This is a genomic window from Serinicoccus sediminis (genome assembly GCF_004153545.1).
GTDB classification, from domain to species: Bacteria; Actinomycetota; Actinomycetes; order Actinomycetales; family Dermatophilaceae; genus Ornithinicoccus; species Ornithinicoccus sediminis_A.
Map to the genome: position 1 here is coordinate 87,731 of NZ_SDVA01000005.1, position 24,177 is coordinate 111,907.

Sequence of the window (24,177 nt, forward strand, 5' to 3'; positions counted from 1 at the left end):
GGGATGCCGACCGGAACCGACACCGACCGGAGCGACCTGCCGGAGGCCATGGCCGAGCTCGCGGAGGACTTCCACGCGGTCAGCGAGGCCGAGCGCCTGCAGCTGCTGCTCGAGCTGTCCCGCGAGCTGCCCTCCCTGCCCGAGCGCTACGACGGCAGCCTGGACACCATGGAGCGGGTCGACGAGTGCCAGTCGCCCCTCTTCCTGGCCGTCGAGGTCGAGGATGACGCGGACCACACCGTCCGGTTGTTCTTCGACGCCCCGGCCGAGGCGCCCACCACCCGTGGCTTCGCCGGGATCCTGCACGAGAGCCTGGACGGGCTGCCCGCCCGGCAGGTCCTCGACGTGCCGGACGACGCCCCCTACCGCTTCGGCCTGGCCGAGGCCGTCTCCCCGCTGCGCATGCGGGGCATGGTCGGCATGCTCAGCCGGATCAAGCGACAGGTGCGGCTGCGCGACGACGCCCGCACCGCCGAGGCCGGGCAGGAGAGCGCATGAGCGGACCCACCGGGTCGCCCGACGACGGGGACGTGCAGGTCGAGTGGACCGGCGGTGACCCCGACGCGCTGCCCGACCTCGAGCCGAGCGAGCAGGACGAGGCGCTCGAGCAGGCGCTGCGCGCCGGGCTCGTCGACTTCGAGCTGTCCGAGGAGGACCAGGCGCTCGTCGAGCGCGGCGAGCCGGCCGACGACGAGGACGACGCCGTGGGCGGGCGGCCGGTCGTCGCGGTCGTCGGTCGGCCCAACGTCGGCAAGTCCAGCCTCGTCAACCGGGTGCTCGGCCGCCGTGAGGCCGTCGTCGAGGACGTGCCCGGGGTGACCCGGGACCGCGTCGCCTACGACGCCGAGTGGTCCGGGCGCCGGTTCACCCTCGTCGACACCGGCGGCTGGGAGGTCGACGCCACCGGCATCCACCTGCGGGTGGCCGAGCAGGCCGAGGTCGCCGTCGAGCTGGCCGACGTCGTCATGTTCGTCGTCGACGCCACCGTCGGCGCGACGGACACCGACGAGCAGGTGGTGCGGCTGCTGCGCCGGGCCGGCAAGCCGGTCGTCCTGGTCGCCAACAAGGTCGACGACCAGCGCTTCGAGGCGGACGCGGCGATGCTGTGGAGCCTGGGTCTCGGCCAGCCCTGGCCGGTGTCCGCGCTGCACGGACGCGGGTCGGGCGACGTCCTGGACGCGCTGCTGGACGTGCTGCCGGAGACCTCCGCGGTCGCCGGGGTCTACGAGCGGGGTGGGCCCCGTCGCGTCGCGCTGCTCGGCCGGCCCAACGTGGGCAAGTCCTCGCTGCTCAACAAGCTCGCCGGGAGCGACCGGGTCGTCGTCGACGAGGTCGCCGGCACCACCCGCGACCCGGTCGACGAGCTCATCGAGCTCGGGGACGACGGCCGGGTATGGCGCTTCGTCGACACCGCGGGTATCCGCCGGCGGGTGCACCAGACGAAGGGCGCCGACTTCTACGCCTCGCTGCGCACCCAGGCGGCGCTGGAGAAGGCCGAGGTCGCGGTCGTCCTCGTCGACGTCTCCGAGCCCATCGCCGAGCAGGACATCCGGGTGATCCAGCAGGTCGTGGACGCCGGCCGGGCCCTGGTCGTGGCCTACAACAAGTGGGACACCCTGGACGAGGAGCGGCGCTACTACCTCGAGCGGGAGATCGAGCGCGAGCTGGTCCAGATCACCTGGGCGCCGCGGGTCAACATCTCCGCGGCCACCGGACGCAACGTCGCCAAGCTGGTGCCGGCGCTGGACACCGCCCTGGCCTCGTGGGACCGCCGGATCCCGACGGCCCGGCTCAACGCCTTCCTCGGCGAGGTCGTGGCCGGGCAGCCGCACCCGGTCCGCGGGGGCAAGCAGCCGCGGGTGCTCTTCGCCACGCAGGCCGACACGCGTCCGCCGAAGTTCGTCATCTTCGCCTCCGGCTTCATCGAGGCGGGGTACCGGCGCTTCCTGGAGCGTCGGCTGCGCGAGCAGTTTGGCTTCGCCGGGACCCCCATCGAGATCTCCGTGCGGGTGCGGGAGAAGCGCCGGCGCTGACGGTCCGGACCCGCCCGGCCGGTTCGGAACCGGGCCCCCCGGTGGGGTAATATTCCGCAGGTTGCCGCCGCGGCGGTGACGCCACGGGCTGTGGCGCAGTTTGGTAGCGCACTTGACTGGGGGTCAAGGGGTCGCAGGTTCAAATCCTGTCAGCCCGACCGGACGACCGGCCCCGCCAGCGGACACGCTGTGCCGGGGCCGTTCGTGTGCCCGGTCGTCCTCCCGGCGGCGGTCGTCCTCCCGACGGAGGACCAACGCGTCCTCCGACGGGCCCCGGAGAGTCGGGCCTTTCCGACGACGCGCTCGCCCCTGTGGTCTCCCTAGCGTCGTGGCATGGCCCCCTACCGCACCAGCCCGCTCCACGACCCTGCCCCGCGCCCTCCCTCGCACCGTCCTGCGCCGGGACCCACGGATGCCGTGCGGCGCGGCCGTCAGCCGCGCCCCGTCCCGCAGTACTCCCGTCGCCGCATCCTCGGCACGTGGGCTGGTGCCGCGCTGCCGATGGCGCTGCTCGCCTGGGTGGGTGCCCCGCTGCTGGCGTCGTTCCTCGACGGGCCGAGCGCGTGGCCGCGGGCCATCCTGCTGTGCCTCACCGCAGGCCTGGTCTGGCAGTTCGTCCTCGTCATGGTCCTCATCCGCCGCGAGCAGGGGACGCTGCGCTGGCCGGTGCTCAGGGAGGCGCTCTGGCTCCGCAGCCCCCGCCACCCGCGCACCGGCCGGCGGGGCGGGCGGCTGTGGTGGGTCCTCGTCCCCTGCGTCCTGCTCGTCGCCGCGCAGGAGGAGCTGCCCACGCTCCCTGCGCCGGTCCGGCGGGACCTGGGCCTCTTCCTGCAGTCCGTCCCCGGCCAGGAGTTCTTCGCCGGCAACTGGGCCTGGTTCGCGGTGGTCGTCGTCATGATGGTGTTCAACACCGTGCTGGGGGAGGAGCTGCTGTTCCGCGGCCTGCTGCTGCCCCGGATGCGTGGCGCCTTCGGGACGCGGGACTGGCTGGTGAACGGTCTGCTCTTCGCCGCCTACCACCTCCACACCCCGTGGTCCATCCCCGTGAACCTGCTGGACACCGTCATCGTCTCGTGGCCCGCCAGGCGGTTCCGGAGCGCCCTGATCGGCATCTGCGTGCACAGCGTCCAGACGCTGGTCCTCACCGCCGTGCTGCTGGGGCTCGTGCTGCGCTGAGGTGCCCCAGACCGTCGTCATCCCCCGTCGGGAAGCCTCGCCGTGCCGGGGCGAGGCTAGCCATGCCGCCCCAGTCTCGCTATGGTCGCATTGTCGACAACTAGACAATCAGCATACTGAGCTGCCCGTGCGCGACCCAAGGAGACGACCGTGGACGACCTCGCACGTCGGTTGGGACTGAAGACCAACCCTCAGATCTTCTTCACCTCGGCCGGGTTGATGGTCATCATCCTCGCCCTGCTGCTCCTCTTCCCCGCCAGTATCGGTGACGGCTTCGCCAGCGCCCGCACGTGGGTGACGACCAACCTCGGGTGGTTCTTCATCTTCGGCGTGACCGTGTGGCTCATCTTCCTCGTCTGGATCGCCAGCAGCAAGTACGGCGACCTGCGGCTCGGCAAGGGCGACGAGGTCCCCGCCTACACCCGGGTGTCCTGGTTCACCATGCTCTTCGCCGGCGGCATCGGCACCGTCCTGATGTTCTGGGGCGTCGCCGAGCCCATCTCGCACTTCACGACGCCGCCGTTCCCGGGGGTGGAGCCCTACAGCGCCCAGGCGGCGGAGGACGCGATGAACGTCGCGCTCTACCACCTCGGGCTGCACACCTGGGCCATCTTCACCCTCCCCGGCCTGGCCTTCGGCTTCTTCATCTACCGCTACGACCTGCCGATGCGGGTCAGCTCGGTGTTCTACCCGTTCCTCAAGGACCGCATCCACGGCCCGATCGGCAAGACGATCGACGTCTTCGCCGTCCTCGGCACCCTCTTCGGGCTGGCTGTCAGCCTGGGCCTGGGCACCTCGCAGATCAGCGCCGGTCTGTCCGAGCTGACCGGGGTCGGCGACAGCGTGCTCGTCCGGGTCCTCGTCATCACGGTGCTGACGACGGTCGCGACCGTGTCGGTGGCGGTCGGGCTCGACAAGGGCATCAAGAGGTTGTCCAACCTCAACATCGGTATGGCGGTGGGCATGATGCTCTTCGTCCTCTTCACCGGTGGGGCGACCGTCTTCCTGCTCCGCTCCCTCATCGAGAGCGCGGGCAACTACCTCGCCGCGCTGCCCTCGCTGGCGTTCTGGAACGACGCCCTGGCCAACGCCACCCAGGCCGACGGCTGGGGCTGGCAGGCCGGGTGGACCGTCTTCTACTGGGCGTGGACGGTGACCTGGGCGCCGTTCATGGGCGTGTTCCTGGCCCGCATCTCGCGGGGTCGCACGGTGCGCGAGTTCGTCGGTGGGGTGCTGGTCGCGCCCTCGCTGTTCACCCTCGTGTGGTTCGTCATCTTCGGCTGGTCGGCGATGAACATCGACGGCATCGGCGGCGACGGCGGCCCCATCTCCGCGGCGGTGGCCGAGAGCGTGCCGCTCGCGATGTTCACCTTCTTCGAGAGCTTCCCGCTGACCACCCTCCTGCAGGGGCTGGTCGTCGTCATCGTGGCGCTGTTCTTCGCCACCTCCGCCGACTCCGCCGCCCTGGTCATCGACATGCTGTGCAGCGGTGACAACGAGGAGGGTCCGGTCGGGCAGCGCGTCTTCTGGGCGGTCTGCCTCGGGGCGCTGGCCGCGCTGCTCATCGTCCTCGGCGGCGACGAGGCCATCCCGGCGCTCCAGGAGGTCATCACCGTCGTCGGGCTACCCATCTTCATCCTCGTCTTCGCGATGATCCCGGCCCTCTTCGCCGGCCTCCGGGCCGAGAAGAAGCGGGTCGAGCGCGGCGACCCGACGGTCAGCCCCCAGGAGCAGATCGAGATCATCGAGCAGGAGGACGAGCGGAAGCGGGAGGAGGCCGCCCGGCAGCGCGCCGAGGCCGAGAACGGCGTCCCGGCACCGCAGGAGGACGACGCCGAGGACCACGCCGACGCCGAGGCCGACGCCGACAGCAGGCAGCCCACGGCCGGGTCCTGACCCACGACCGGAGCCCGTGACCACCACGAGGTGGTCACGGGCTCCGGTCATGCTCACGGGCTCTGGTCGCGCCCGATCCCGCGTCCTTCCGCTGCTTCCGGGCCGCGGACGGGGGGTGTCAGAGCACGTCGGCCAGCGCCTTCTGCCACAGGTCGCCGGCCTCGTCGACCTGCTCCTGCGTCACCACCAGCGCGGGGATGAAGCGCACCACCTGGCCCCAGGCGCCGCAGGTGAGCAGCAGCAGGCCGTGCTCGGCCGCCGCCTGCTGGGCGCGGGTCGCCGTGGCGCCGTCCGGCTCTCCGTCCGCGGTGCGGAACTCCGAGCCGAGCATGAGGCCGAGGCCGCGCACGTCGGTGATCGCGGCATACCCGTCGGCGGCGGAGCGCAGGCGGCCGCGCAGCTGCTCGCCCCGCGCGGCGGCGTTGCCGACGAGGTCCTCGCGCTCCATGACGTCCAGGGTCGCCAGCGCCGCGGCGCAGGCCACCGCGTTGGCGCCGTAGGTGCCGCCCTGCGAGCCGGGCCAGGCGCGGCCCATGAGCTCCTGCGAGGCGGCGATCCCGGAGAGCGGGAAGCCCGAGGCGATGCCCTTGGCGGTGATGAGCACGTCGGGGGAGACGCCGAAGTGGTCGTGCCCCCAGAAGCGCCCGGTGCGACCCCAGCCGGTCTGCACCTCGTCGACGACGAGCAGGATGCCGTGCCGGTCGGCCCGCTCGCGCAGCCCGGCGAGAAACGCCGCCGAGGCGGGGACGTACCCGCCCTCGCCGAGGACCGGCTCGACGAGGAAGGCCGCCGTGTCCTGGGGGGCGGTCACCGTCTGCAGCAGGTGGTCCAGCTCGCGGAGCGCGAAGTCGGTGGCCTGCTCCTGGCTCCAGCCGTAGTGCGTCGGGTTCGGGAACGGGGAGACCGCGACGCCCGGCATGAGCGGGGCGAAGCCGGAGCGGAACTTCGTGCCCGAGGTCGTCAGCGAGGCCGCGGCGACGGTGCGGCCGTGGAAGCCGCCGTGGAAGGCGACGATGTTGGGCCGGCCGGTCGCCTGCCGCGCGAGGCGCAGGGCGGCCTCCACCGCCTCGGACCCGCTGTTGGCGAAGAACATCGAGTCCAGCCCCTCGGGCAGCACCTCGGACATCCGGTCCACCAGGTCGAGGAGCGGGCGGTGCATGACCGTGGTGTACTGCGCGTGGATGATCTTGGCGACCTGCGCCTGCGCGGCCGCCACCACCTCCGGATGGGCGTGACCGGTGCTGGTCACGCCGATGCCGGCGGTGAAGTCCAGGTACCGGCGGTCCTGCTCGTCGAAGATCACGGCGCCCTCGCCGCGGTCGGCGATGACGGGAGTGGCTTGCTTGAGCATCGGGCTGAGGTGCGCCACGGTCGACTCCTGCGATTGATAGATTGTTGACAATCCGAACGTACCGCATCACCAGGAGGCCGTCGTGAGCGCCGAAGGACCCACCGCAGCAGGGACGTCGCAGGACCGGGGCAGGGAGGACGAGCGTCCCGACCAGGACCCCGCCCTGCACCAGGTGCCGACCGACCTGTTCATCGGCGGATCGTGGGTGCCGGCCGGCTCCGGTGAGCGCTTCGACGTGGCCGACCCGGCGACCGGGCGCACCCTGGCGCGGGTCGCCGACGCCGGGCCGCAGGACGGTATGCGGGCGCTCGAGGCCGCCGCCGAGGCGCAGGCCGAGCTCGCGGCCAGCTCGCCGCGGCAGCGCGCGGACTGGCTGAACGCGGCATACCAGGCGGTCATGGACCGGGCCGACGAGCTGGCGCTGGTGATGACCCTGGAGATGGGCAAGCCGCTGGCGGAGGCCAAGGGCGAGGTGACCTACGCCGCGGAGTTCCTGCGTCACTTCGCCGGGGAGGCGCTGCGCATCGAGGGGGGCTACCAGAGGTCGCCCGCCGGCGACGGGCGCTTCCTGCTCATGCGCCAGCCGGTGGGCCCCGCGCTGCTCATCACGCCGTGGAACTTCCCCATGGCGATGGGCACCCGCAAGATCGGGCCGGCCATCGCCGCCGGGTGCACCAGCGTCATCAAGCCGGCCCAGCAGACGCCGCTGTCGATGCTGGCGCTCGTCGACATCCTCGCCGAGGTCGGCGTGCCCGCCGGCGCCGTCAACGCCGTGACCACCACCCACGCCGGCGCGGTCATGGAGCCGATGATCCGCTCCGGGCTGGCCCGCAAGCTGTCCTTCACCGGCTCGACCAAGGTCGGCAAGGCCCTGCTCGAGCAGGCCGCCGAGCGGGTCATGCGCACCTCGATGGAGCTGGGCGGCAACGCCCCGTTCATCGTCTTCGAGGACGCCGACCTCGACGACGCCGTCGCGGGCGCCATGGCGGCGAAGATGCGCAACATGGGCGAGGCCTGCACCGCGGCCAACCGCATCTACGTCCACGAGTCGGTCGCCGAGGCCTTCGGCGAGAAGCTCTCGGCGCAGATGGCGGCCCGCACCGTGGGGCCGGGCACCCGGGAGGGCGTGACGGTCGGCCCGCTCATCGACGAGGCGGCCCGCGACAAGGTGCGTGACCTGGTGCAGGACGCCGTGGACCGCGGGGCGCAGGTGCTGACCGGCGGCGAGGTCCCCGACGGGGAGGGCTGGTTCTACCCGCCCACCGTGCTCACCGGGGTCTCGCCGGACGCCCGCATGGGCAGCGAGGAGATCTTCGGCCCGGTGGCGCCCCTGACGCCCTTCAGCACCGAGGCCGAGGTGGTGCGGCTGGCCAACGACACGCCCTTCGGCCTGGTGTCCTACGTCTACACCCGTGACCTGGACCGTTCGCTGCGCATGGCCGAGGCGCTCGAGACGGGCATGGTCGGCCTCAACCAGGGCGTGGTGTCCAACCCGGCCGCGCCCTTCGGCGGGGTCAAGGAGTCGGGCCTCGGCCGCGAGGGCGGCGCCGTCGGCATCGAGGAGTTCCTGGAGATGAAGTACGTCGGGATCGCCGGACCCCGGCCCGCTCAGGAGGGCTGAGTTCCGGCCACCGGCGGGCCGAGGCTGCCGCGGGAGGACCCGGTGAGCCGGCGCACCGCGTCGCGCATGTGCTGCACGAGCAGGGCGTCGGTGTGCCGAGGCTCGGCCTCGAGGAACGACCGGGCGATCTGCCGGTGCTCACCGACCCGCTCCTCGTCCACGGCATACGTCGGCTCGAGCAGGTGGATGCACATCCGGGTCTCGGTGAGCAGCGTCGCGTGGAAGCGGGACAGCTGAGGGCTGTGCGCGCGGTCGACGAGCACCTGGTGGAAGCGCACGTCGGCGAGGCTGACCTCGCGGACGTCACCGGTCGCGGCGGCGTCCGCCATGTCGTCGACGACCGCCAGCAGCGCGGCGCAGGTCTCCTCCGGGCCGTCCTCGTGGATCCGGTCACCCGCGGCCCGCTCCACGGCGGCCCGCGCCAGGTAGAGGTCGCGCACCCGGTCGTCGGTCATCTCGACGACGAACAGGCCACGGTTGCGGTGCGCCACCAGCAGCCCCTCCTGGGTGAGCCGCTGCAGCCCCTCGCGCAGGGGGCCCCGGCTGACCCCGAGGCGGGCGGCGTACTCCACCTCGCCCAGCTGGCTGCCCGGCGCGATCTCGCCGCTCGCGATCGCCTCGCGGATGCGGGCCGCGACGATGCTCGGCGTGGACTCCCGCGGCACCGGCTCGAGCGAGGTGGCCGGCACGGGGCGCAGGTGGTGGGTCATCGGGTGGCTCCGTCCGGACGGGTCGGGTGGTGTCGCGCGAAGAGGCTGCCCAGGCCGGGGACCGCCGGCACCTCGCCGAGGAGGGCCAGCCCGTCGTGCAGGCTCACCTGGTTGGCGGTGAGGACGACGGTGCCGAGCTCGGCCTCGAGCTCCTCCAGCCAGGGGAGGGTGTGCATCGCGGTGTCCGGGACGAGCACCGCCTCGGCGCCGTCCCGGTCCACGCCACCGGCCAGGGCGACCACCTCGGCGCGGCCCAGGGTGCCGACCTCGGCAGCGGTGACGATGTCGTGGCTGCCGAGCGCGGTCACCTCGATCCCGGCCCGCCCGAGGAAGGTCACGAAGGCGGTAGCGACGTCGTGCGGGTAGGACGCGGCCACCGCCACCCGGGTGAGCCCCAGGCGCCGGGCCGCCCGGACGAAGGCCAGCGACGTCGAGGTCGTCGGGAGACCGGTGCGCGCCGCCAGCCCGGCCACCTGCTGGTGCGCGCCCTCCCAGCCGAAGACGAAGCTGCCCGAGGTGCACGCCCACACGACCGCGTCGCAGGGGCTGGTGGCGGACAGCCGGTCCGCCCCGTCGGCCAGCCGGGCGCTCCCGCCCAGGTCGAGCAGGGCGTCGACGCGGTGCGCGTCCTCGCCGACGCTGGTGTGCACGACGGGCAGGCGCACGGCATACCCCGCCTCGCGCAGCAGCCCCTCCACCCACGGGTAGTCGTCCTCCGCGCTGTGCCCCGGATAGAGGATCCCGATCGTGCTCACACTCGCCCCTGTCGACGGCGGCCGTCCGTCGTCGGCCGGCCGAGGACTAGATTGTAGACAATCATCACCCGCAGGAGGACCGATGGAGTACGACGTCACCCGGCTCGCCCGGACCCTCGACGCGCAGCTGCGGGGGACGGTCGGTGCGGACGCGCTGTCGCGGGCGCTCTACGCGACCGACGCGTCGAACTACCGCGTCGTGCCGGACGTCGTCGTCGTGCCGCGGGACGAGCAGGACCTGGTGACGGCCCTGGCTCTCGCGCGGGACGCGGGGGCGCCGGTGGCGCTGCGCGGCGGCGGCACCTCGATGGCCGGGAACGCGCTCGGCGGGGTCGTCGTCGACGTCCGGCGACACCTCGACCGCGTGCTCGACATCGACCCGGTCGCCCGGACGGCGACCGTCCAGCCCGGGGTCGTGCTCAGCCACCTCGTGGCGGCGACGAAGCAGCACGGCCTGACCTTCGGCGCCGACCCCTCGTCGGCGAGCCGCTGCACCCTCGGCGGGATGATCGCCAACAACGCGTGCGGCGCGCACTCGGTGGCGTGGGGCACCACGGCCGACAACGTGCGCAGCCTGCGGGTGCTCACGGCGGCGGGGGAGCAGGCCCGGGTGGACGCGCTCGGGCCGGGCGGTGCACCGGGCGACGCGCCCGACCCGGCGCTGACCGGGGTGCACGCCGAGCTCGCTCGCATCGGCCGCGACAACGCGACGCTCATCGGCCGCCGGTTCGGCACCTTCTCCCGGCAGATCTCCGGGTACGCGCTGCAGCACCTGCACCCCGACCGCGGCGTCGACCTCGCCCGGCTGCTCTGCGGGAGCGAGGGCACCCTCGCCACGACCCTCGAGGCGACCGTGTCGTTGGCGCAGACCCCCCCGTCCGTGGTGCTGCTGACCCTGGGCTTCCCGGACGCCGTGTCGGCCGCGCGCAGCGTGCCGACCGTGCTGCCGCACGAGCCGCTGACGATGGAGTCGATCAACGCCACGCTGGTCGAGCGGCTGCCGGACGACACCCGCCGGGCCGCGCAGGCGGCCGGGCTGCCACCGGGACGGATGTGGCTGCTGGTGGAGATCGCCGGGGAGGACGAGGCGCAGGCGCGCGTCCGCGCGGCGGCCGTGGCCGAGGCGGTGCGCGACGGCATACCCGGGAGCAGCGCGGCGGTCGTCACCGACCCGGGTGCGCAGGCCGTGCTGTGGCGGTGCCGGCGGGACGGCACCGGGCTGGCGACGCGGCGGGCCGACGGCGCCGAGGCGTGGGCCGGGTGGGAGGACGCCGCGGTGCCGCCCGAGCGGCTCGGCGACTACCTCACCTCGCTGGACGAGCTCATGGCGCGCTACGGCTACTCGGGCGCGTCCTACGGGCACTTCGGCGAGGGATGCATGCACCTGCGGATCGACTTCGACCTGGTCACCGACGCGGGGGTGCGCGACTACCGCGCCTTCCTCGAGCAGGCCACCGACCTGGTCGTCTCGCTCGGCGGGTCGGTCTCGGGCGAGCACGGCGACGGCCGGGCGCGGGGCGGGCTGCTGGAGCGGATGTACGGCGCCGACACCACCGCCATCTTCGCCGAGGTCAAGCGGGCGTGGGACCCGCAGGGGCGGCTCAACCCCGGCGTCATCGTCGACCCGCCGCCGGTGGACGCCGCGCTGCGCCAGCACGGCCACGCGCAGGGCTTCCCGCAGCGCACCACGCTGGCCTTCTCCGCGGACGCGGGCAGCTTCGCCCAGGCGCAGCGGCGGTGCGTCGGGGTGGGCAAGTGCGTGCAGACCTCGGGCGGGGTGATGTGCCCGAGCTACCAGGTGACAAGCGAGGAGAAGGACTCCACCCGCGGGCGCGCCCGGGTGCTCTTCGAGATGATGGAGGGCGACGTCATCACGGACGGCTGGCGGGCCCAGGAGGTCCACGACGCGCTCGACCTGTGCCTGTCGTGCAAGGGGTGCGTGGGCGACTGCCCGGTCAACGTCGACATGGCGTCCTACAAGGCGGAGTTCACCCACCAGCACTACCAGGGCCGGCCCTGGGCCCGCCCGCGCTCGCACTGGTCGATGGGCTGGCTGCCGGCCCTGGCCCGCGGCGCCGCGCTGGCCCCACGCGTGACGAACGCGCTGACCGGCTCCCGGCTGGCCGGGCCGCTCAAGCGGGCCGGTGGCATCGCCGCCGACCGCGAGCTGCCGACCTTCGCCCGCCAGACGTTCACCTCGTGGTTCGCGCGCTCGCACACGCCCGCACGGGGCGAGGGGCGCACCCCGGTGCTGCTGTGGCCGGACACCTTCACCACCTTCCTCGCGCCCGAGGTGGGCCGGGCCGCGGTCGCGGTGCTCGAGGACGCCGGGATGGAGGTGCACCTGCCGACCGGCCCGGTCTGCTGCGGGCTCACCTGGGTCTCCACCGGCCAGCTGGGGGTGGCGCAGCGGGTGCTGCGGCGCTCGCTGGCGACCATCGGCCCGGCGCTGCGGGCGGGGGCGACCGTCGTCGGGCTGGAGCCGAGCTGCACGGCGGTGTTCCGGCACGAGGCCGTCGACCTGCTGCCGGACGACCCGCTGGCCACGTTGGCCAAGGGGCAGGTGCGGACCCTCGCGGAGACGGTCGCCGAGGTCGCGCCCGACTGGGAGCCGCCGCAGGTGGACCGGGACGCGCTGGTCCAGGTGCACTGCCACCAGCACGCGGTGACGGGGTTCGACGCCGACCGGGCCCTCATGGCCCGCGCCGGCATCCGGGCGCAGGTGCCGGACTCGGGATGCTGCGGGCTGGCCGGCAACTTCGGCTTCGAGGACGGCCACGAGCAGCTGTCCCGGCAGATCGGGGAGCGGGTGCTGGCGCCGGCGGTCCGGGCGGCGGACCCGGCCACGGAAGTCCTGGCCGACGGCTTCTCCTGCCGCACCCAGATCGCCGACCTCACCGCGCGCCGCGGCCGCCACCTCGCCGAGCTCCTGGCCGACGGCATACCCCGCACCCAGGCGGCGGGCGCCGGGTCCGCACAGGACGTGCGGTAGGCATACACAGGACGCGCCGTCATCGCGCTCCGGACGCGTGTTCGCGCTACACAGGACGCGCCTTCCGCTAGACGTGTCGTGTCTGCGCCCCGCGCACGTCCTGTGGGTGCCGACGACGTGTTCGGTGTGCGCTGGTGACGTGTTCTGTGAGTGCCGACGACGCGTCCTGTGAGTGCCGACGACGTGTTCGGTGTGCGCTGGCGACGTGTTCTGTGCGGCTAGCGCGGGCCCGGGGCGAGGAGGTGCAGGACGGTGCGCGCGTAGCCACGGGCGGCGAGGAGCAAATCGTCGACCGCCACCGACTCGTCCGGGCGGTGGGCCTGCTCGTTGACCGAGCCGGGGCCCTGCACCACGACCGGTATGCCCCACGCCTGCGCCACGAAGCCGCCGTCGCACGCGGCGGTCCACCCCTGCAACGGCACCGGCCCGCGCCCGGCCCCGCTCATCGCCGCGTCCACGGTCCGCACGAACGGCTCCTCCGGGGCGGTCTCGAAGCCCGGCATGTCCATGGGGGAGGACACCGACCAGCTCAGCCCTCGCGCCTCCAGGTCGAGGGCGGTGAGCCTCTCCCGCACGGCGTCGACGACCGCGTCCATCGGCTCGCCCGGCAGCAGCCGTCGGTCCACCTCGACCCGGCAGAGGTCGGGCACGGCCGATCCGGACGTCCCGCCCTGGATGACGCCGACGTTGACCGTGGCCGGTCCGACGAGCGGATGCGCCCTGGCCGCCAGCTCCTCGTGCCAGCGGTCCAGGTCGGCGACGACGAGCGCGGCGCCGCTGATGGCGTTGCGCCCGTCCGCGGGCCGTCCCGCGTGCGCGGCGACCCCGCGCACCTCCACGTGCAGGTATGACGCACCCCGCGCGGCCACCACCGTCGCCAGGTCGGTCGGCTCGGCCACGACGCACCCCAGCAGGTCGGGTGCCGCCTGCTCGACGTAGCGGCGGATGCCGATGCCGTTCTGCTCCTCGTCGCACAGCGCGTCCAGCAGGACCGGCCCGGTGAGCCGCACCCCGGCCTCGCGCACGGCGGCCATCGCCAGCAGCACCGCCGCGAGCCCGCCCTTCATGTCCGCGCTCCCGCGGCCCACGAGGCGCCCGTCGGCGAGCGTCGCGGCATACGGGTCGACGGTCCAGTCCTCGAGCGGTCCCGGTGGGACCACGTCGGTGTGCCCCAGGAAGAGGAGCCCGGGCCCGTCGCCGCCGTCCAGGCGCACGCCGACGTTCGGCCGACCGGGCTCGACCTCCTGCACCTCGGCGGTCAGCCCGAGCCCGCCGGCCAGGCCGGCCAGCACCTGCGCCGTGGCGGCCTCCTCGCCGGGCGGGTTGGCGCCCGGTGCGCGGACGAGCTCCTGCGCCAGGGGCACGAGCCGCTCGGCGGTGAGGAGCGCGAGCACCCGCTGCCCGGCCGCGGTGCGCGCGGTCACCTCCCCGCCGGTCATCGACCGGTCGCCACGTCCACCGCCCGGGCCAACCTGGCCACGCCCTCCCGGATGCGGTCCGGCGGGGTGGAGGCGAAGCAGAGCCGCAGGTCGTGCGGGAAGCGGCGGCCGGGGGAGAAGGCGTTGCCGGGGATGTAGGCCACGCCCTCGGCCAGCGCGGTCTCGAAGAGCGCCTCGGTGTCCACCTCGTCGCCGAAGGACACCCAGAGGAAGAACCCGCCCTCGGGGTCGGTCCACGAGGCCCGCCCGGAGAAGTGCTCGGTCAGCGCCTGCTGCATGGCCTCCTTGCGCCGCCGGTACTCCTCCCGCTGCACGGTCAGGTGCTCCTCCAGCTTCCCGGACTCCAGGAAGGCCGCGACCAGGCGCTGCGCGGGCAGGTTGGTGCACGTGTCCATGGACTGCTTGGCGTGGATGAGCAGCTGGCCCAGCGACGGGTCGGCGTCGACCCAGCCGACCCGCAGGCCGGGGGCGACGATCTTGGAGAAGGTGCGGACCGAGAAGACGAGCGGGTCACCGTCGGCGAGCTCGTGCAGGCTCGGCACCGGGTCGCCGGCGAAGCGCAGCATCCCGTAGGGGTCGTCGTCGAGGACGACGCTGCCCCAGGACCGGGCGACCTCGAGCAGCTCGCGGCGCCGCTCCAGCGACATCGAGGTGCCGGAGGGGTTCTGGAAGGTCGGCACGGTGTAGACGACCTTGGGTGCGCGCCCGGCCCGGTCCACCGCCGCGCGCAGCGCGTCGATCGACATGCCGTCCTCGTCGACCTCGATCTCCGCGAGCTCGGCCTGGTAGGCCAGGGCCGTCGCGCTGCCGTTGGTGTAGGTCGGCGACTCGACGGTCACGAGGTCGCCCGGGTCGATGAACAGCTTCGCGGCGAGGTCCAGGCCCTGCATGCCGCCGGCGGTGATGGTGAGCCGCTCGTCGGTGGTGGCGTCGGTGGTGCCCTCCAGCATGTCCAGCAGGGCGGCCCGCAGCCCCGGGTCGCCCTCGGTCGCCGCGTAGTCGAAGGACGCGGGCGTGCCGAGCTCGGCCCGCGCCGCCTCGGCGAGCGCCGCGGTGGGGATGGCCTCGGCGGCCGGGCTGCCCATGGCGAACCGGACGATGTCGTGGGTCTGCCGGGCGAGCAGCGAGGTGCTGGAGTCGATGACCGAGCCGACGAGCTGGTCGGTCCGGGAGGCCAGCGGGAGGCGGGTCGTGGCGGTCGAGGTCATGGGTGGGTCACCAGTCCTTGGTCGAGGGGGGCAAGCAGCTCGGGCGGGCCGTCGGTGACGAGCACCGACTCGGAGGTCTCGTAGCCCCAGCGGTCCATCCACATCCCGAGGATGACGTGGAAGCACATGCCGGGCGTCAGCACCGTGTGATCCTCGGCGCGCAGGCTGACCGTGCGCTCGCCCCAGTCGGGCGGGTAGCCGATGCCGATGGAGTAGCCGATGCGCGACTCCTTGGACAGCCCGTGCCGGGAGATGGCGCGGGTGAAGGCGGCGTGGACGTCGGCGGTGGTGCTGCCCGGCCGCATGGCGGCGAGCGCCTGCTCCAGGCCGAGACCGGTGGCCTCCGCGGTCTGCGCCAGCCGGGCCGGGGGAGGCCCGAGGCTGACGGTCCGCGCGAGGGGCACGTGGTAGCGCCGGTGCACGCCGGCGAGCTCGATGGTCGTGGCCTCGCCCTGCCGCAGCGGCTCCTCCACCCAGGTCAGGTGGGGCGTGCCGGCGGTCTCGCCGCTCGGCAGCATGGGCACGATGGCCGGGTAGTCGCCGCCCAGCGCCTCGGTGCCGTGCGCCTGGGCCTGCTGGATCTGCGCCACGACGTCGCACTGCCGGGCCCCGGCGCGCAGGGTGTCCACGGCCACCCTCATCGCCCGGACGGTCACCTCCCCGGCCGCCCGCATGAGCGCGATCTCGGTGTCCGACTTCACGACCCGCAGCCAGTTGACGAGCTCGCGGCTGTCCACCAGCCGGGCCTGCGGCAGGCAGGCGCCGAGGGCGAGGTAGGCGCGCGGGCTGAAGTAGTGGGCGTCCATCTCCAGGGCGACGGTGGCCGGCCCGGCCGGCAGGGCACCCACCTCGAGCCCCCGACGGGCGATCCACTCGAAGGGGTGGATGTCGTGCCGGTGGACGTAGTGCTCGGGATAGCCGTGGATGCGTGCGGGCGGCAGCGACGCGGTGTGGTGGCCGCCCTTGGCGTCCATGGCACGCAGCACCAGATGGGCCTCGCCCCGCACCGGGACCAGCAGAGCCTGCGGCATGTAGAACGACCAGGCGTTGTAGCCGGTGAGGTAGTAGAGGTTGGCCGGGTCGGTGACGACGAGGGCGTCGTGGCCGCGCGCGGCCAGCTCCTGCTGCACCCGGGCCAGCCGCTGCTCGTGCTCGGCGCGCAGCGCGTGCGGGTCGGCCGTCTGCTCGGCCCGGGTGATCTCGGTCAGCTCGCTCACGGTGCTCCCTGGAGGGTCGAGGTGGTGCTGACGGTGCTCTCGTCCCCGAGGTCGGGGTGCCGGTCGACCAGCGACTGGCCGGGGCCGACCGCTGCGCGCCCGAGGACGGCGAGGGCCAGCCAGAGGGTGACCTGGTTGGCGCTGAGGACGGGTATGCCGAGCTCGGACTCGAGCTCCCCCAGCAGGTCGTAGGTCCGCAGGTTGGTGCAGGACACGAAGACGGCCTCCGCGTCGCCGGTGAGCGTGCCCCGGACCAGGTCGGCGGTGACCTCCTCGGGCACGGTCCAGATCTGGCCGGTCAGCCCCAGGTGCCCGGCCGAGACCACCCGGACGCCCGCCTCGGTGAGGAACGCCCCCAGGCGGTCGGTGACCGCCTCGTCGTAGGGGGTGACCACGCAGACTCTCCCGACCCCGAGCGCGCGCAGCGCGCTCACCGCCGCGCCGCTGGTCGTGACCGCCGCCGGCGCCCCCGCCTCGACCACGGCCTGCCGCAACGCGCGCTCGCCCTCCACCCCGGCGACGAAGCTGCCGGAGGTGCAGGCGTAGGCCACGACGCCGGGCAGCACGGTGGACAGGTCGTGGGTGGCCTGCCCCACCGCGCCGGGCGCGCGGACGGCCCGCGCCTGCGCCAGGCTCACCGGGAGGGGGAGGTGCGGGGTCCGGGTGAGGTGCAGGGTCGCGCCCGCGGGGCACCAGCGCCACAGCTCACGGTCCAGGGCGAAGTCGTAGGGCACGACGACGCCGATCCCGTCCTCGCGGATCTCACGCACCTGACCCACCCTGCCTGACGAGGAGGATTGTTGACAATCCGACACGGCCTTTCTACGGTCACCGTGTGACGGGATCTCGCGCACGAGCCGTGGTGCTGACGGCGCCGGGCCTGGACCCGCCGCCCCAGCTCGCCGACCTGGCCGACGACCTCGACGTCGAGGTGGTGCACGCCGACGGCCTGGCGCAGGCGCTCGCCGGGGCCCGGGTGCTCTTCCTCTGGGACTTCTTCTCCCCGGCCGTCGCGCGGGCCTGGGAGGCCGCCGACGCCCTCGAGTGGGTCCACGTCGCGGCGGCCGGGGTGGACACCCTGCTCTTCCCCGGGCTGGTCCGCTCACCGGTCGTCGTCACCAACGCCCAGGGCGTCTTCGACCGGCCCATCGCGGAGTTCGTCCTGGCCAGCGTGCTCGCCCACGTCAAGCGGCTGCACGAGAGCCGGGACCTGCAGCGCCAGCACCGGTGGCAGCACCGCGAGACCACCCTGCTGCTGGGCCAGCGGGTGCTCGTGGTCGGCACCGGGGGCATCGGCCGGGCGACCGTCGCCCTCCTCCGCGCGGTGGGGTGCGAGGTCAGGGCGGCCGGACGCCGCGCGGTGCCCGACGACCACGAGCTCGGCGAGGTCGTCGCGAGCAGCGCGCTCGTCGACCACGTGGGCTGGGCCGACCACGTCGTCAACGCCGCGCCCCTCACCCCGGCCACCACCGGGTTGCTGGACGCGTCGGTGTTCGCGGCGATGCGCCCGGGGGCGCACGTCGTCAACATCGGGCGCGGCGCGAGCGTCGTGCAGGACGACCTGCTGGCTGCGCTCCGCACCGGCCACCTGGGCGGCGCCTCGCTGGACGTGCTGGAGGAGGAGCCGCCGCCCGAGGGGTCGCCGGTGTGGGACACGCCAGGCCTCGTCCTGTCGGCGCACCTGTCCGGCGACGTCGTCGGCTGGCGGGACACCCTGGCCGAGCAGTTCGTCGCCAACGCCCGCCGGTTCGTCGCGGGCGAGCCGCTGACCGGGGTGGTCGACAAGGAGCTGGGCTACGTCCCGCGCACCGGGTCCGGGCAGGTGCGGGTATGACGTCCGTCGCCCGGGTCGGCGCGGCTCCCCGCCACCCGGCCCGGCCCACCGTCCTGGAGCTGTCCGCCGCCTACGCCGCCGGCACCACCACGCCGGTGGAGGCCACCGAGGCCGCGCTGGCCGCCATCGAGACCTACGACCCGCTCGTGCGCGCCATGGTCCTGGTCGACGCCGAGGGCGCCCGCCGGGCGGCTCGGGAGGCGACCACCCGCTGGGAGCAGGGACGTCCGCTCGGCCCGGCCGACGGCATACCGACGACGATCAAGGACATCCTGCTGACCCGCGGCTGGCCGACGCTGCGGGGCAGCCGGCTCATCGACCGGGGGAGGGCGCAGGACTGGCCCGAGGACGCACCGGCGGTCGCCCGGCTGCGCGCCGCCGGGTGCGTGCTCCTCGGCAAGAACGCCACTCCCGAGTTCGCCTGGAAGGGCACCACCGACTCGCTGCGCCACGGCGCCACCGGCAACCCGTGGGACCCGCGCCTGACCGCCGGCGGCTCCAGCGGGGGAGCGGCGGCGGCGGTCGCCCTGGGGATGGGCGCGTGGACGGTCGGCACCGACGGCGGCGGTTCGGTGCGGATCCCCGCCGCGTTCACCGGGACCGTCGCGCTGAAGCCCACCTACGGCCGGGTGCCGCTGCACCCGGCCAGCCCCTACGGCACCCTCGCGCACGCCGGCCCGATGACCACCTCGGTGGCCGACGCCGCCCTCATGCTCGACCTCGTCGGGGTGCCGGACCCCCGCGACTGGTCCGCCCTGCCGGAGGCGCCGCGTTCCTTCCTCGACGGGCTCGAGGACGGCGTGCAGGGGCTGCGGGTCGCCGTGTCCCCGCGGCTCGGTCTGGGGGACGAGGTGGTCAACCACCCGGCCGTCGACCGGGCCGTCCGGGAGGCGGCCGAGGCGCTGGCCGCCGCGGGGGCGCAGGTCGAGGAGGTGGACCCCGAGCTGGCGGGCACCGGCTGCCTGGAGGCCTTCCACACGCTGTGGTTCACCGGCGCCGACAAGGTCGTCCAGGCCTACGGGGAGGGTGCCCTGGAGCAGGTCGACCCTGGGCTGCGGCGGGCGATCCGCCGCTACGGGCAGGGGGTGAGCGCCGCCGACTACCTCGACGCCACCGCGGTGCGCATGGAGCTGGGTCGTCGGATGGGCCGCTTCCACGAGCGCCACGACGTGCTCCTCACCCCGAGCGTGCCCGTCCCCGCCTTCGACCTGTCGCGGCAGGGCCCCGACGACGTCGACCAGCTGTGGACGTCGTGGACCCCCTACACCTACCCCTTCAACATGACCCAGCAGCCGGCCCTGTCGGTGCCCGCCGGGCTCACCGACGACGGCCGGCCGGTCGCCGTGCAGGTCGTGACCGCGCGGCACGCCGACGCCCTCGCCCTGCGGGTGGGCCGGACCCTGGAGGAGCGCGCGTGCTGGCGCGACGTCCTCCCCCCGCTGCTGGACCGGACCCAGGAGGCACCATGAGCCGTTTCCTCACCCTCACCCTCGACACGCGCGGCGTGACCTGCCGCGCCCGGCTGCTCGAGGAGGAGGCACCCCGCACGTGCGCCGTGGTGTGGGCCGCGCTGCCGCTCACCGCTGCGGTCTTCCACGGCAAGTACGCCCGGAACGAGATCTACAGCCTCGTGCCCCGCCTGGGCGAGGACCCGGGCAAGGAGAACACCACGGTCACCCCGATCCCCGGCGACCTGTGCTGGTTCACCTTCGACGGCGCCGACCTCGGCAACCCCGCCTACGGCTACGAGGCCGAGCGCGAGCACCGCGCCGCCGGGGAGGGCGGCATCGTCGACCTCGCGCTGTTCTACGGGCGCAACAACCTGCTCATCAACGGCGACCAGGGCTGGGTGCCCGGCAACGTCTTCGGCGAGGTCGTCGACGGGCTCCCGGAGATGGCGCAGGCCTGCCAGGACGTCTGGATGGGTGGCGCCCGCGGCGAGACGATGACGCTGGCGCGCGCCCAGGCCTGAGGCGCCCGACGTCACCAGGCCCGGCCGGCGCACGGCACCGGCTCCGGTCGGGCCCGGCGTCACCTCCCCTCCTCACCGGCCGAGGGCGGCCTCCCGGATCGGGCCCATCTCGATCTTGCGCTGCGTGAGCATGACCTCGGTCGCCCGCCGGGCGACCTCCGGGTCGTCGTGGGTGGTGAGCTCGTCGAGCTCGGTCGGGTAGACCTGCCACGAGACACCGAACCGGTCCTTGAGCCACCCGCACTCGCTCTCCTGACCGCCGCCCTCGAGCAGCGCCGACCAGTAGTGGTCGGTCTCCTCCTGGGTGTCCGTGCGCAGCACGATGGAGAAGGCCTCGTCGGGCGTGAAGTGCGGCCCGCCGTTCAGCCCCGTGTAGCGGACGCCCGCGAGCTCGAACTCGACCGTCAGCACCGAGCCGACCGGTTTGTCGGAGGGCGTGTCCGCGGCATACCGGCTCACCTCCAGGACGCGCGAGCCCGGCACCACGGAGCAGTAGAACTCCGCCGCCTCCTCGGCCTGGTCGTCGAACCACAGGCAGTGCCCCAGATGGATCATGGCGGTCTCCTCCCGCTCCCGACGCGCCCCGGTGGCGCGTGCGTGCGGGGTATGACCGTCGTCCCCCACCGGACTCATCGCCGGGCACCGGAGGGCGCGACGGTCTAGGGTCGCGCCATGCGCCGGCTGTGGACCTGGATCGTCGTCATCCTCGTGGTGGGTCTCCTGCTGAGCCTGCCTTCGGTCAGCCTCTGGCGGCCCACGCCGTCCACCCCGGTGCGCGAGGGACTGTTCGCCCTGGCCGGGTTCACCTCCCTCGCCTCCTCCCTCCTGCTCGGGCTCGGTGCCGCCATGACGGGGCTGGCCCTGGCCGTGCGCTGGGACGTGGTCCGGCTGCCGCCCGGTGGGCCGGCCGAGCGCGCCGCGCTCGTCGGGGGTGGCCTGGTGGCCGCCGGTCTGGTCCTGCAGGTGCTGCTGGGGGCCGTCGCCCCGGTGGTGGCCCTCTCCCTCCTGGTGGTCGGCGCGACCGCGGTGCTGCACGGGGCCGGCGTGGTGCTGCTGGCCCTCTGGCTCGTCGGCCGCTGTGCGCCCGCGGCCGCGGGGCGGGTGGACGGGGTCGCGGGACCCGTGTCAGACCAGTCACACCCCCGCTGACGGGCGTTTCGCGACGCGGGCGGGGCGTCGCCCAGCGCCTACACTCGACGGCATGACGGACGTCCAGGGGGACAGCTCCGGCCGGGCCGGCCGGCAGCGGGTGCTGCCGGTCACCGACCGGCTGTGGACGGTGCCCAACCTGCTCTCGATGCTGCGCCTGGCGCTGGTGCCCGTCTTCGTGGGGGCACTCGCTCAGCGCGAGCTGGGGTGGGCGGCGCTGGTGCTCGTGGTGTCCGGGGTGTCCGACTTCGCGGACGGCAAGATCGCCCGGCACTACGGGCTGACCAGCCGGCTGGGCCAGGTGCTCGACCCCGTCGCCGACCGGCTCTACATCGCGGCCACCGTCATCGGGCTCGCCGTCGTCCAGGTCATCCCCTGGTGGCTGGTCGTGGTGCTCTTCGCCCGGGAGCTGTTCATCGTGCTCCTCTACCCGGTGGTCCACCGGTACCGGTTGCCCATCCCCGAGGTGACCTTCATCGGCAAGGCCGCGACGTTCAACCTGCTGGGCGGCTTCCCGCTGGTGCTGCTGGGCCACCTGCCGGGCTGGTGGAGCGTGCTCTGCCTGGCGTCCGGGTGGGCCCTGGTGTGGTGGGGCACGGTGCTCTACTGGGTGACCGGGCTGGTCTACGGGTGGCAGGTCTCGGTCATGGCGCGGGAGCGGCGCGGCAGCGGGGTGCCCGGGTGAGGCCCCGGCGTCAGGCCGAGCCCGACCGTGACCCGGCGGCCTCGATGGCCCTGCTCGAGGAGGTGCTCGACCCGCCCGTGGGCCCGGGCTACTCGTCGGCGGCCCAGGACCGGCGCGCCCAGGGGCTGGCCCCGTCCTCGGGGACCCGCACCTGGCTGATGTTCGTCACCGCGGTCGGTCTGGGCCTGCTCTTCACGGTGACCGCGGCCACGCTGCGGACGCCGGACCCGGCCGAGGCGGCCGGCCGGGAGCAGCTCATCGCCCGGATCGACGCGGCGGAGGCGCTCGGTGACGAGCGCAGCGAGCAGGCGGCGAGCCTGCGGGCCGAGATCAGGGGCATCGAGCAGCAGGCGCTGCAGACCACCGGCAGCGGCTCCAGGTTGGCCGACGCCGAGCTGCGCGCCGGGGGTGTCGCGGTCCAGGGGCCGGGCGTCGAGGTCACCCTCCGGGACGCCGAGCGCGCCACCGACGCGGCACCCGGCGAGGACAGCCAGCCCGAGCGGGTCACCTCCCGCGACCTGCAGCTGCTCGTCAACGGGCTCTGGGGCGCAGGGGCCGAGGTCGTCGACATCAACGGCCACCGCCTGACGAGCACCTCGGCGATCCGCTTCGCGGGCCAGGCCATCATCGTCGACTTCCGGGGGCTCACGCCCCCCTACGTCGTGCAGGCCATCGGCGACCCACAGGCCCTGCAGGCCGAGCTCTCCACCGGCATGACCGGTGCCTACCTGCTGGAGCTGGAGCGGCAGTTCGGGCTGCGCTCCGAGGTCGAGGTCCGCGACCAGCTCGTCGTCGGGCCTGGTGCCCGCCTGACCACCCGCGTGGGCCGCATCCCCACCGAGCTCGCGCCGCAGACCCCGGAGCCGGCCGACCCCTCCGGCTCGACCTCCACCCCCACCCGTGAGGAGCCACGGTGATCCCCGTCCTCGGCCTGCTGGTCGGCGTCGTCCTGGGGCTGGTCGTCAGCCCCGAGGTGCCGTCCTGGCTCCAGCCCTACCTCCCGATCGCCGTCATCGCGGCGCTCGACGCCGTCTTCGGCGCCGCCCGGGCCTCGCTGGAGGGCATCTTCAACGACCGGGTGTTCGTCATCTCGTTCCTGTCCAACGTCGTCGTGGCGGCGCTCATCGTCTTCCTCGGCGACCAGCTCGGCGTGGGCGCGCAGCTGTCCACCGGCGTGGTCGTCGTGCTCGGGCTGCGGATCTTCTCCAACGTGGCGGCCATCCGTCGTCACCTGCTGGGGGCCTGAGTGTCGGACGAGCACGGCCCGGCCCCGCCTCCGGAGCCCACCCCCGCCGCGGACCCGCGCGCGGGGCGGCCGCCATGGTCGCGGCGCCGCCCGCTGCCCAGCCGTGCGGAGGCCCGGCGCCGGCTGCGCGCCTTCGGCCGCTTCCACCCCACCCGGGGCCAGCTCGTCGCGGCGCTGCTCACCGCCCTCCTCGGGGTGGCCCTCGTGGCCCAGGCCCGGGTCACCGAGGAGGCGGGGCTGCAGCAGCTGCGGCAGACCGAGCTGGTGGCCCTCCTGGACGACGTCACCACCCGGGCGCAGGAGCTCGGTGCCGAGGTCGCCGAGCTGGAGGACGACCGTTCCCGGCTGCTGGGGGCCGAGGGCGACGAGGCGGCGGCCGAAGCGGCCCGGCAACGGCTGCAGTCCTACCAGATCCTCGCCGGCACGGTCCCGGTCGAGGGCCCGGGCATCACCGTCCTGGTCGACGACGAGGCCGGGGTCATCACCCAGACGATGCTGCTGGACGGCATCCAGGAGCTGCGGGACGCCGGTGCCGAGGCGATCCAGATCGGCACGGTCCGGGTGGTGGCCTCCTCCTACGTCGGCACCGACGAGCAGGGCCGGGTCCTGGTGGACGGGCAGCCGCTCAGCACCCCCTACACCATCACCGCGGTGGGGGACGCCCATACCCTCGCCGGGGCGATGGCCATCCCCGGGGGGTTCTCGGACTCCCTGCGCGGAGCCGGCGCGGGCGTCACCGTGGTGGAGGCCGACACGGTGCTGGTGGATGCGTTGCACGAGCCGAGCGAGCCTCGTTACGCTCAGCCTGTCCCGTCGACCCAGGACCCCTAGGTCGACGTCAGGCCACTGCCGTCCGAGAACCGTGCGGCGACCGGTACGTCCGACCGAGGAGA

General features: G+C 74.1%; 22 protein-coding genes and 1 tRNA gene. 15 read left to right on the plus strand and 8 right to left on the minus strand.

Annotation, left to right across the window (positions count from 1 at the left end; genetic code table 11):
- Positions 1–3 precede the first annotated feature (3 nt).
- The 5 genes from EUS26_RS06315 to EUS26_RS06335 all read left to right on the plus strand — a co-directional run bounded on the left by EUS26_RS06315 (position 4) and on the right by EUS26_RS06335 (position 5,105).
- Positions 4–498 carry a SufE family protein gene (locus EUS26_RS06315; protein ID WP_130012335.1) on the plus strand — a complete coding sequence of 165 codons (495 nt, stop codon included), beginning with the start codon at positions 4–6 and terminating at the stop codon, positions 496–498.
- On the plus strand, positions 495–2,033 hold the full coding sequence (der, locus tag EUS26_RS06320; protein ID WP_238148834.1) for a ribosome biogenesis GTPase Der: 1,539 nt from the start codon (positions 495–497) through the stop codon (positions 2,031–2,033). Before EUS26_RS06315 ends, der begins: the two co-directional genes overlap by 4 nt.
- 84 nt (positions 2,034–2,117) lie before the next feature.
- Positions 2,118–2,191: transfer RNA gene (locus tag EUS26_RS06325), tRNA-Pro, on the plus strand.
- 175 nt (positions 2,192–2,366) lie between these two features.
- A complete protein-coding gene (locus EUS26_RS06330; RefSeq protein WP_130012336.1) occupies positions 2,367–3,209 on the plus strand; it encodes a CPBP family intramembrane glutamic endopeptidase in 843 nt (280 codons plus the stop codon).
- Positions 3,210–3,359: 150 nt separating this feature from the next.
- Positions 3,360–5,105 (plus strand): BCCT family transporter, encoded by a 1,746-nt coding sequence (locus EUS26_RS06335; protein WP_130012337.1) that lies wholly within the window; start codon positions 3,360–3,362, stop codon positions 5,103–5,105.
- 118 nt (positions 5,106–5,223) lie between these two features.
- Here EUS26_RS06335 and EUS26_RS06340 read toward each other — a convergent pair whose 3' ends face one another.
- Entirely contained in the window at positions 5,224–6,474 is a 1,251-nt protein-coding gene (locus tag EUS26_RS06340; RefSeq protein WP_130012338.1) for an aspartate aminotransferase family protein, read from the minus strand.
- A gap of 145 nt (positions 6,475–6,619) precedes the next feature.
- On the opposite strand from EUS26_RS06340, the gene EUS26_RS06345 reads away from it, so the two are divergent.
- Complete coding sequence (locus tag EUS26_RS06345; RefSeq protein ID WP_130012548.1) at positions 6,620–8,077, plus strand: NAD-dependent succinate-semialdehyde dehydrogenase; 1,458 nt, start codon at positions 6,620–6,622, stop codon at positions 8,075–8,077.
- On the opposite strand, the gene EUS26_RS06350 is transcribed toward EUS26_RS06345, so the two are convergent.
- Positions 8,065–8,787: a GntR family transcriptional regulator gene (locus EUS26_RS06350; protein WP_202865071.1), complete on the minus strand. Its 723-nt coding sequence runs from the start codon at positions 8,785–8,787 to the stop codon at positions 8,065–8,067. The genes EUS26_RS06345 and EUS26_RS06350 overlap by 13 nt on opposite strands.
- Positions 8,784–9,542, minus strand: coding sequence for a maleate cis-trans isomerase family protein (locus tag EUS26_RS06355; protein ID WP_130012339.1), 759 nt, complete (start codon positions 9,540–9,542; stop codon positions 8,784–8,786). Before EUS26_RS06355 ends, EUS26_RS06350 begins: the two co-directional genes overlap by 4 nt.
- Positions 9,543–9,624: 82 nt before the next feature.
- Between EUS26_RS06355 and EUS26_RS06360 the strand changes: the two genes are divergently transcribed.
- Positions 9,625–12,534, plus strand: coding sequence for an FAD-binding and (Fe-S)-binding domain-containing protein (locus EUS26_RS06360; protein WP_130012340.1), 2,910 nt, complete (start codon positions 9,625–9,627; stop codon positions 12,532–12,534).
- Positions 12,535–12,752: 218 nt separating this feature from the next.
- On the opposite strand, the gene EUS26_RS06365 is transcribed toward EUS26_RS06360, so the two are convergent.
- From EUS26_RS06365 to EUS26_RS06380, 4 genes are read right to left on the minus strand one after another with little or no spacing between them, the layout of a single operon-like run.
- Positions 12,753–13,973, minus strand: a complete 1,221-nt coding sequence (locus EUS26_RS06365; RefSeq protein WP_130012341.1) for a M20 family metallopeptidase — start codon at positions 13,971–13,973, stop codon at positions 12,753–12,755.
- Positions 13,970–15,181: an aminotransferase-like domain-containing protein gene (locus tag EUS26_RS06370; RefSeq protein WP_130012342.1), complete on the minus strand. Its 1,212-nt coding sequence runs from the start codon at positions 15,179–15,181 to the stop codon at positions 13,970–13,972. Before EUS26_RS06370 ends, EUS26_RS06365 begins: the two co-directional genes overlap by 4 nt.
- The gene (locus tag EUS26_RS06375) at positions 15,178–16,398 is read right to left on the minus strand and encodes a M24 family metallopeptidase (protein WP_130012343.1); all 1,221 of its coding nucleotides are present in this window, start codon (positions 16,396–16,398) and stop codon (positions 15,178–15,180) included. The genes EUS26_RS06370 and EUS26_RS06375 overlap by 4 nt, the downstream gene beginning before the upstream one ends.
- Positions 16,395–17,168, minus strand: a complete 774-nt coding sequence (locus EUS26_RS06380; protein WP_238148835.1) for a maleate cis-trans isomerase family protein — start codon at positions 17,166–17,168, stop codon at positions 16,395–16,397. Before EUS26_RS06380 ends, EUS26_RS06375 begins: the two co-directional genes overlap by 4 nt.
- A gap of 65 nt (positions 17,169–17,233) precedes the next feature.
- On the opposite strand from EUS26_RS06380, the gene EUS26_RS06385 reads away from it, so the two are divergent.
- The 3 genes from EUS26_RS06385 to EUS26_RS06395 are packed head-to-tail and all read left to right on the plus strand — an operon-like array spanning position 17,234 to position 20,204.
- Positions 17,234–18,232 (plus strand): D-2-hydroxyacid dehydrogenase, encoded by a 999-nt coding sequence (locus tag EUS26_RS06385; protein ID WP_130012344.1) that lies wholly within the window; start codon positions 17,234–17,236, stop codon positions 18,230–18,232.
- Complete coding sequence (locus tag EUS26_RS06390) at positions 18,229–19,701, plus strand: amidase (RefSeq protein ID WP_130012345.1); 1,473 nt, start codon at positions 18,229–18,231, stop codon at positions 19,699–19,701. Before EUS26_RS06385 ends, EUS26_RS06390 begins: the two co-directional genes overlap by 4 nt.
- Positions 19,698–20,204: a DUF3830 family protein gene (locus tag EUS26_RS06395; RefSeq protein ID WP_130012346.1), complete on the plus strand. Its 507-nt coding sequence runs from the start codon at positions 19,698–19,700 to the stop codon at positions 20,202–20,204. Before EUS26_RS06390 ends, EUS26_RS06395 begins: the two co-directional genes overlap by 4 nt.
- A gap of 72 nt (positions 20,205–20,276) precedes the next feature.
- Here EUS26_RS06395 and EUS26_RS06400 read toward each other — a convergent pair whose 3' ends face one another.
- On the minus strand, positions 20,277–20,759 hold the full coding sequence (locus tag EUS26_RS06400; RefSeq protein WP_130012347.1) for a VOC family protein: 483 nt from the start codon (positions 20,757–20,759) through the stop codon (positions 20,277–20,279).
- Between the two features lie 117 nt (positions 20,760–20,876).
- Here EUS26_RS06400 and EUS26_RS06405 point away from each other — a divergent pair, with 117 nt between their 5' ends.
- From EUS26_RS06405 to EUS26_RS06425, 5 genes are read left to right on the plus strand one after another with little or no spacing between them, the layout of a single operon-like run.
- Positions 20,877–21,353 (plus strand): hypothetical protein, encoded by a 477-nt coding sequence (locus EUS26_RS06405; protein WP_130012348.1) that lies wholly within the window; start codon positions 20,877–20,879, stop codon positions 21,351–21,353.
- A 52-nt stretch (positions 21,354–21,405) separates the two neighbouring features.
- Positions 21,406–22,038, plus strand: coding sequence for a CDP-alcohol phosphatidyltransferase family protein (locus tag EUS26_RS06410; RefSeq protein ID WP_130012349.1), 633 nt, complete (start codon positions 21,406–21,408; stop codon positions 22,036–22,038).
- Positions 22,035–22,955, plus strand: a complete 921-nt coding sequence (locus tag EUS26_RS06415; RefSeq protein ID WP_130012350.1) for a DUF881 domain-containing protein — start codon at positions 22,035–22,037, stop codon at positions 22,953–22,955. The genes EUS26_RS06410 and EUS26_RS06415 overlap by 4 nt, the downstream gene beginning before the upstream one ends.
- Positions 22,952–23,284, plus strand: coding sequence for a small basic family protein (locus tag EUS26_RS06420; RefSeq protein ID WP_130012351.1), 333 nt, complete (start codon positions 22,952–22,954; stop codon positions 23,282–23,284). Before EUS26_RS06415 ends, EUS26_RS06420 begins: the two co-directional genes overlap by 4 nt.
- Positions 23,285–24,115 (plus strand): DUF881 domain-containing protein, encoded by an 831-nt coding sequence (locus EUS26_RS06425; protein ID WP_130012352.1) that lies wholly within the window; start codon positions 23,285–23,287, stop codon positions 24,113–24,115.
- Positions 24,116–24,177 lie beyond the last annotated feature (62 nt).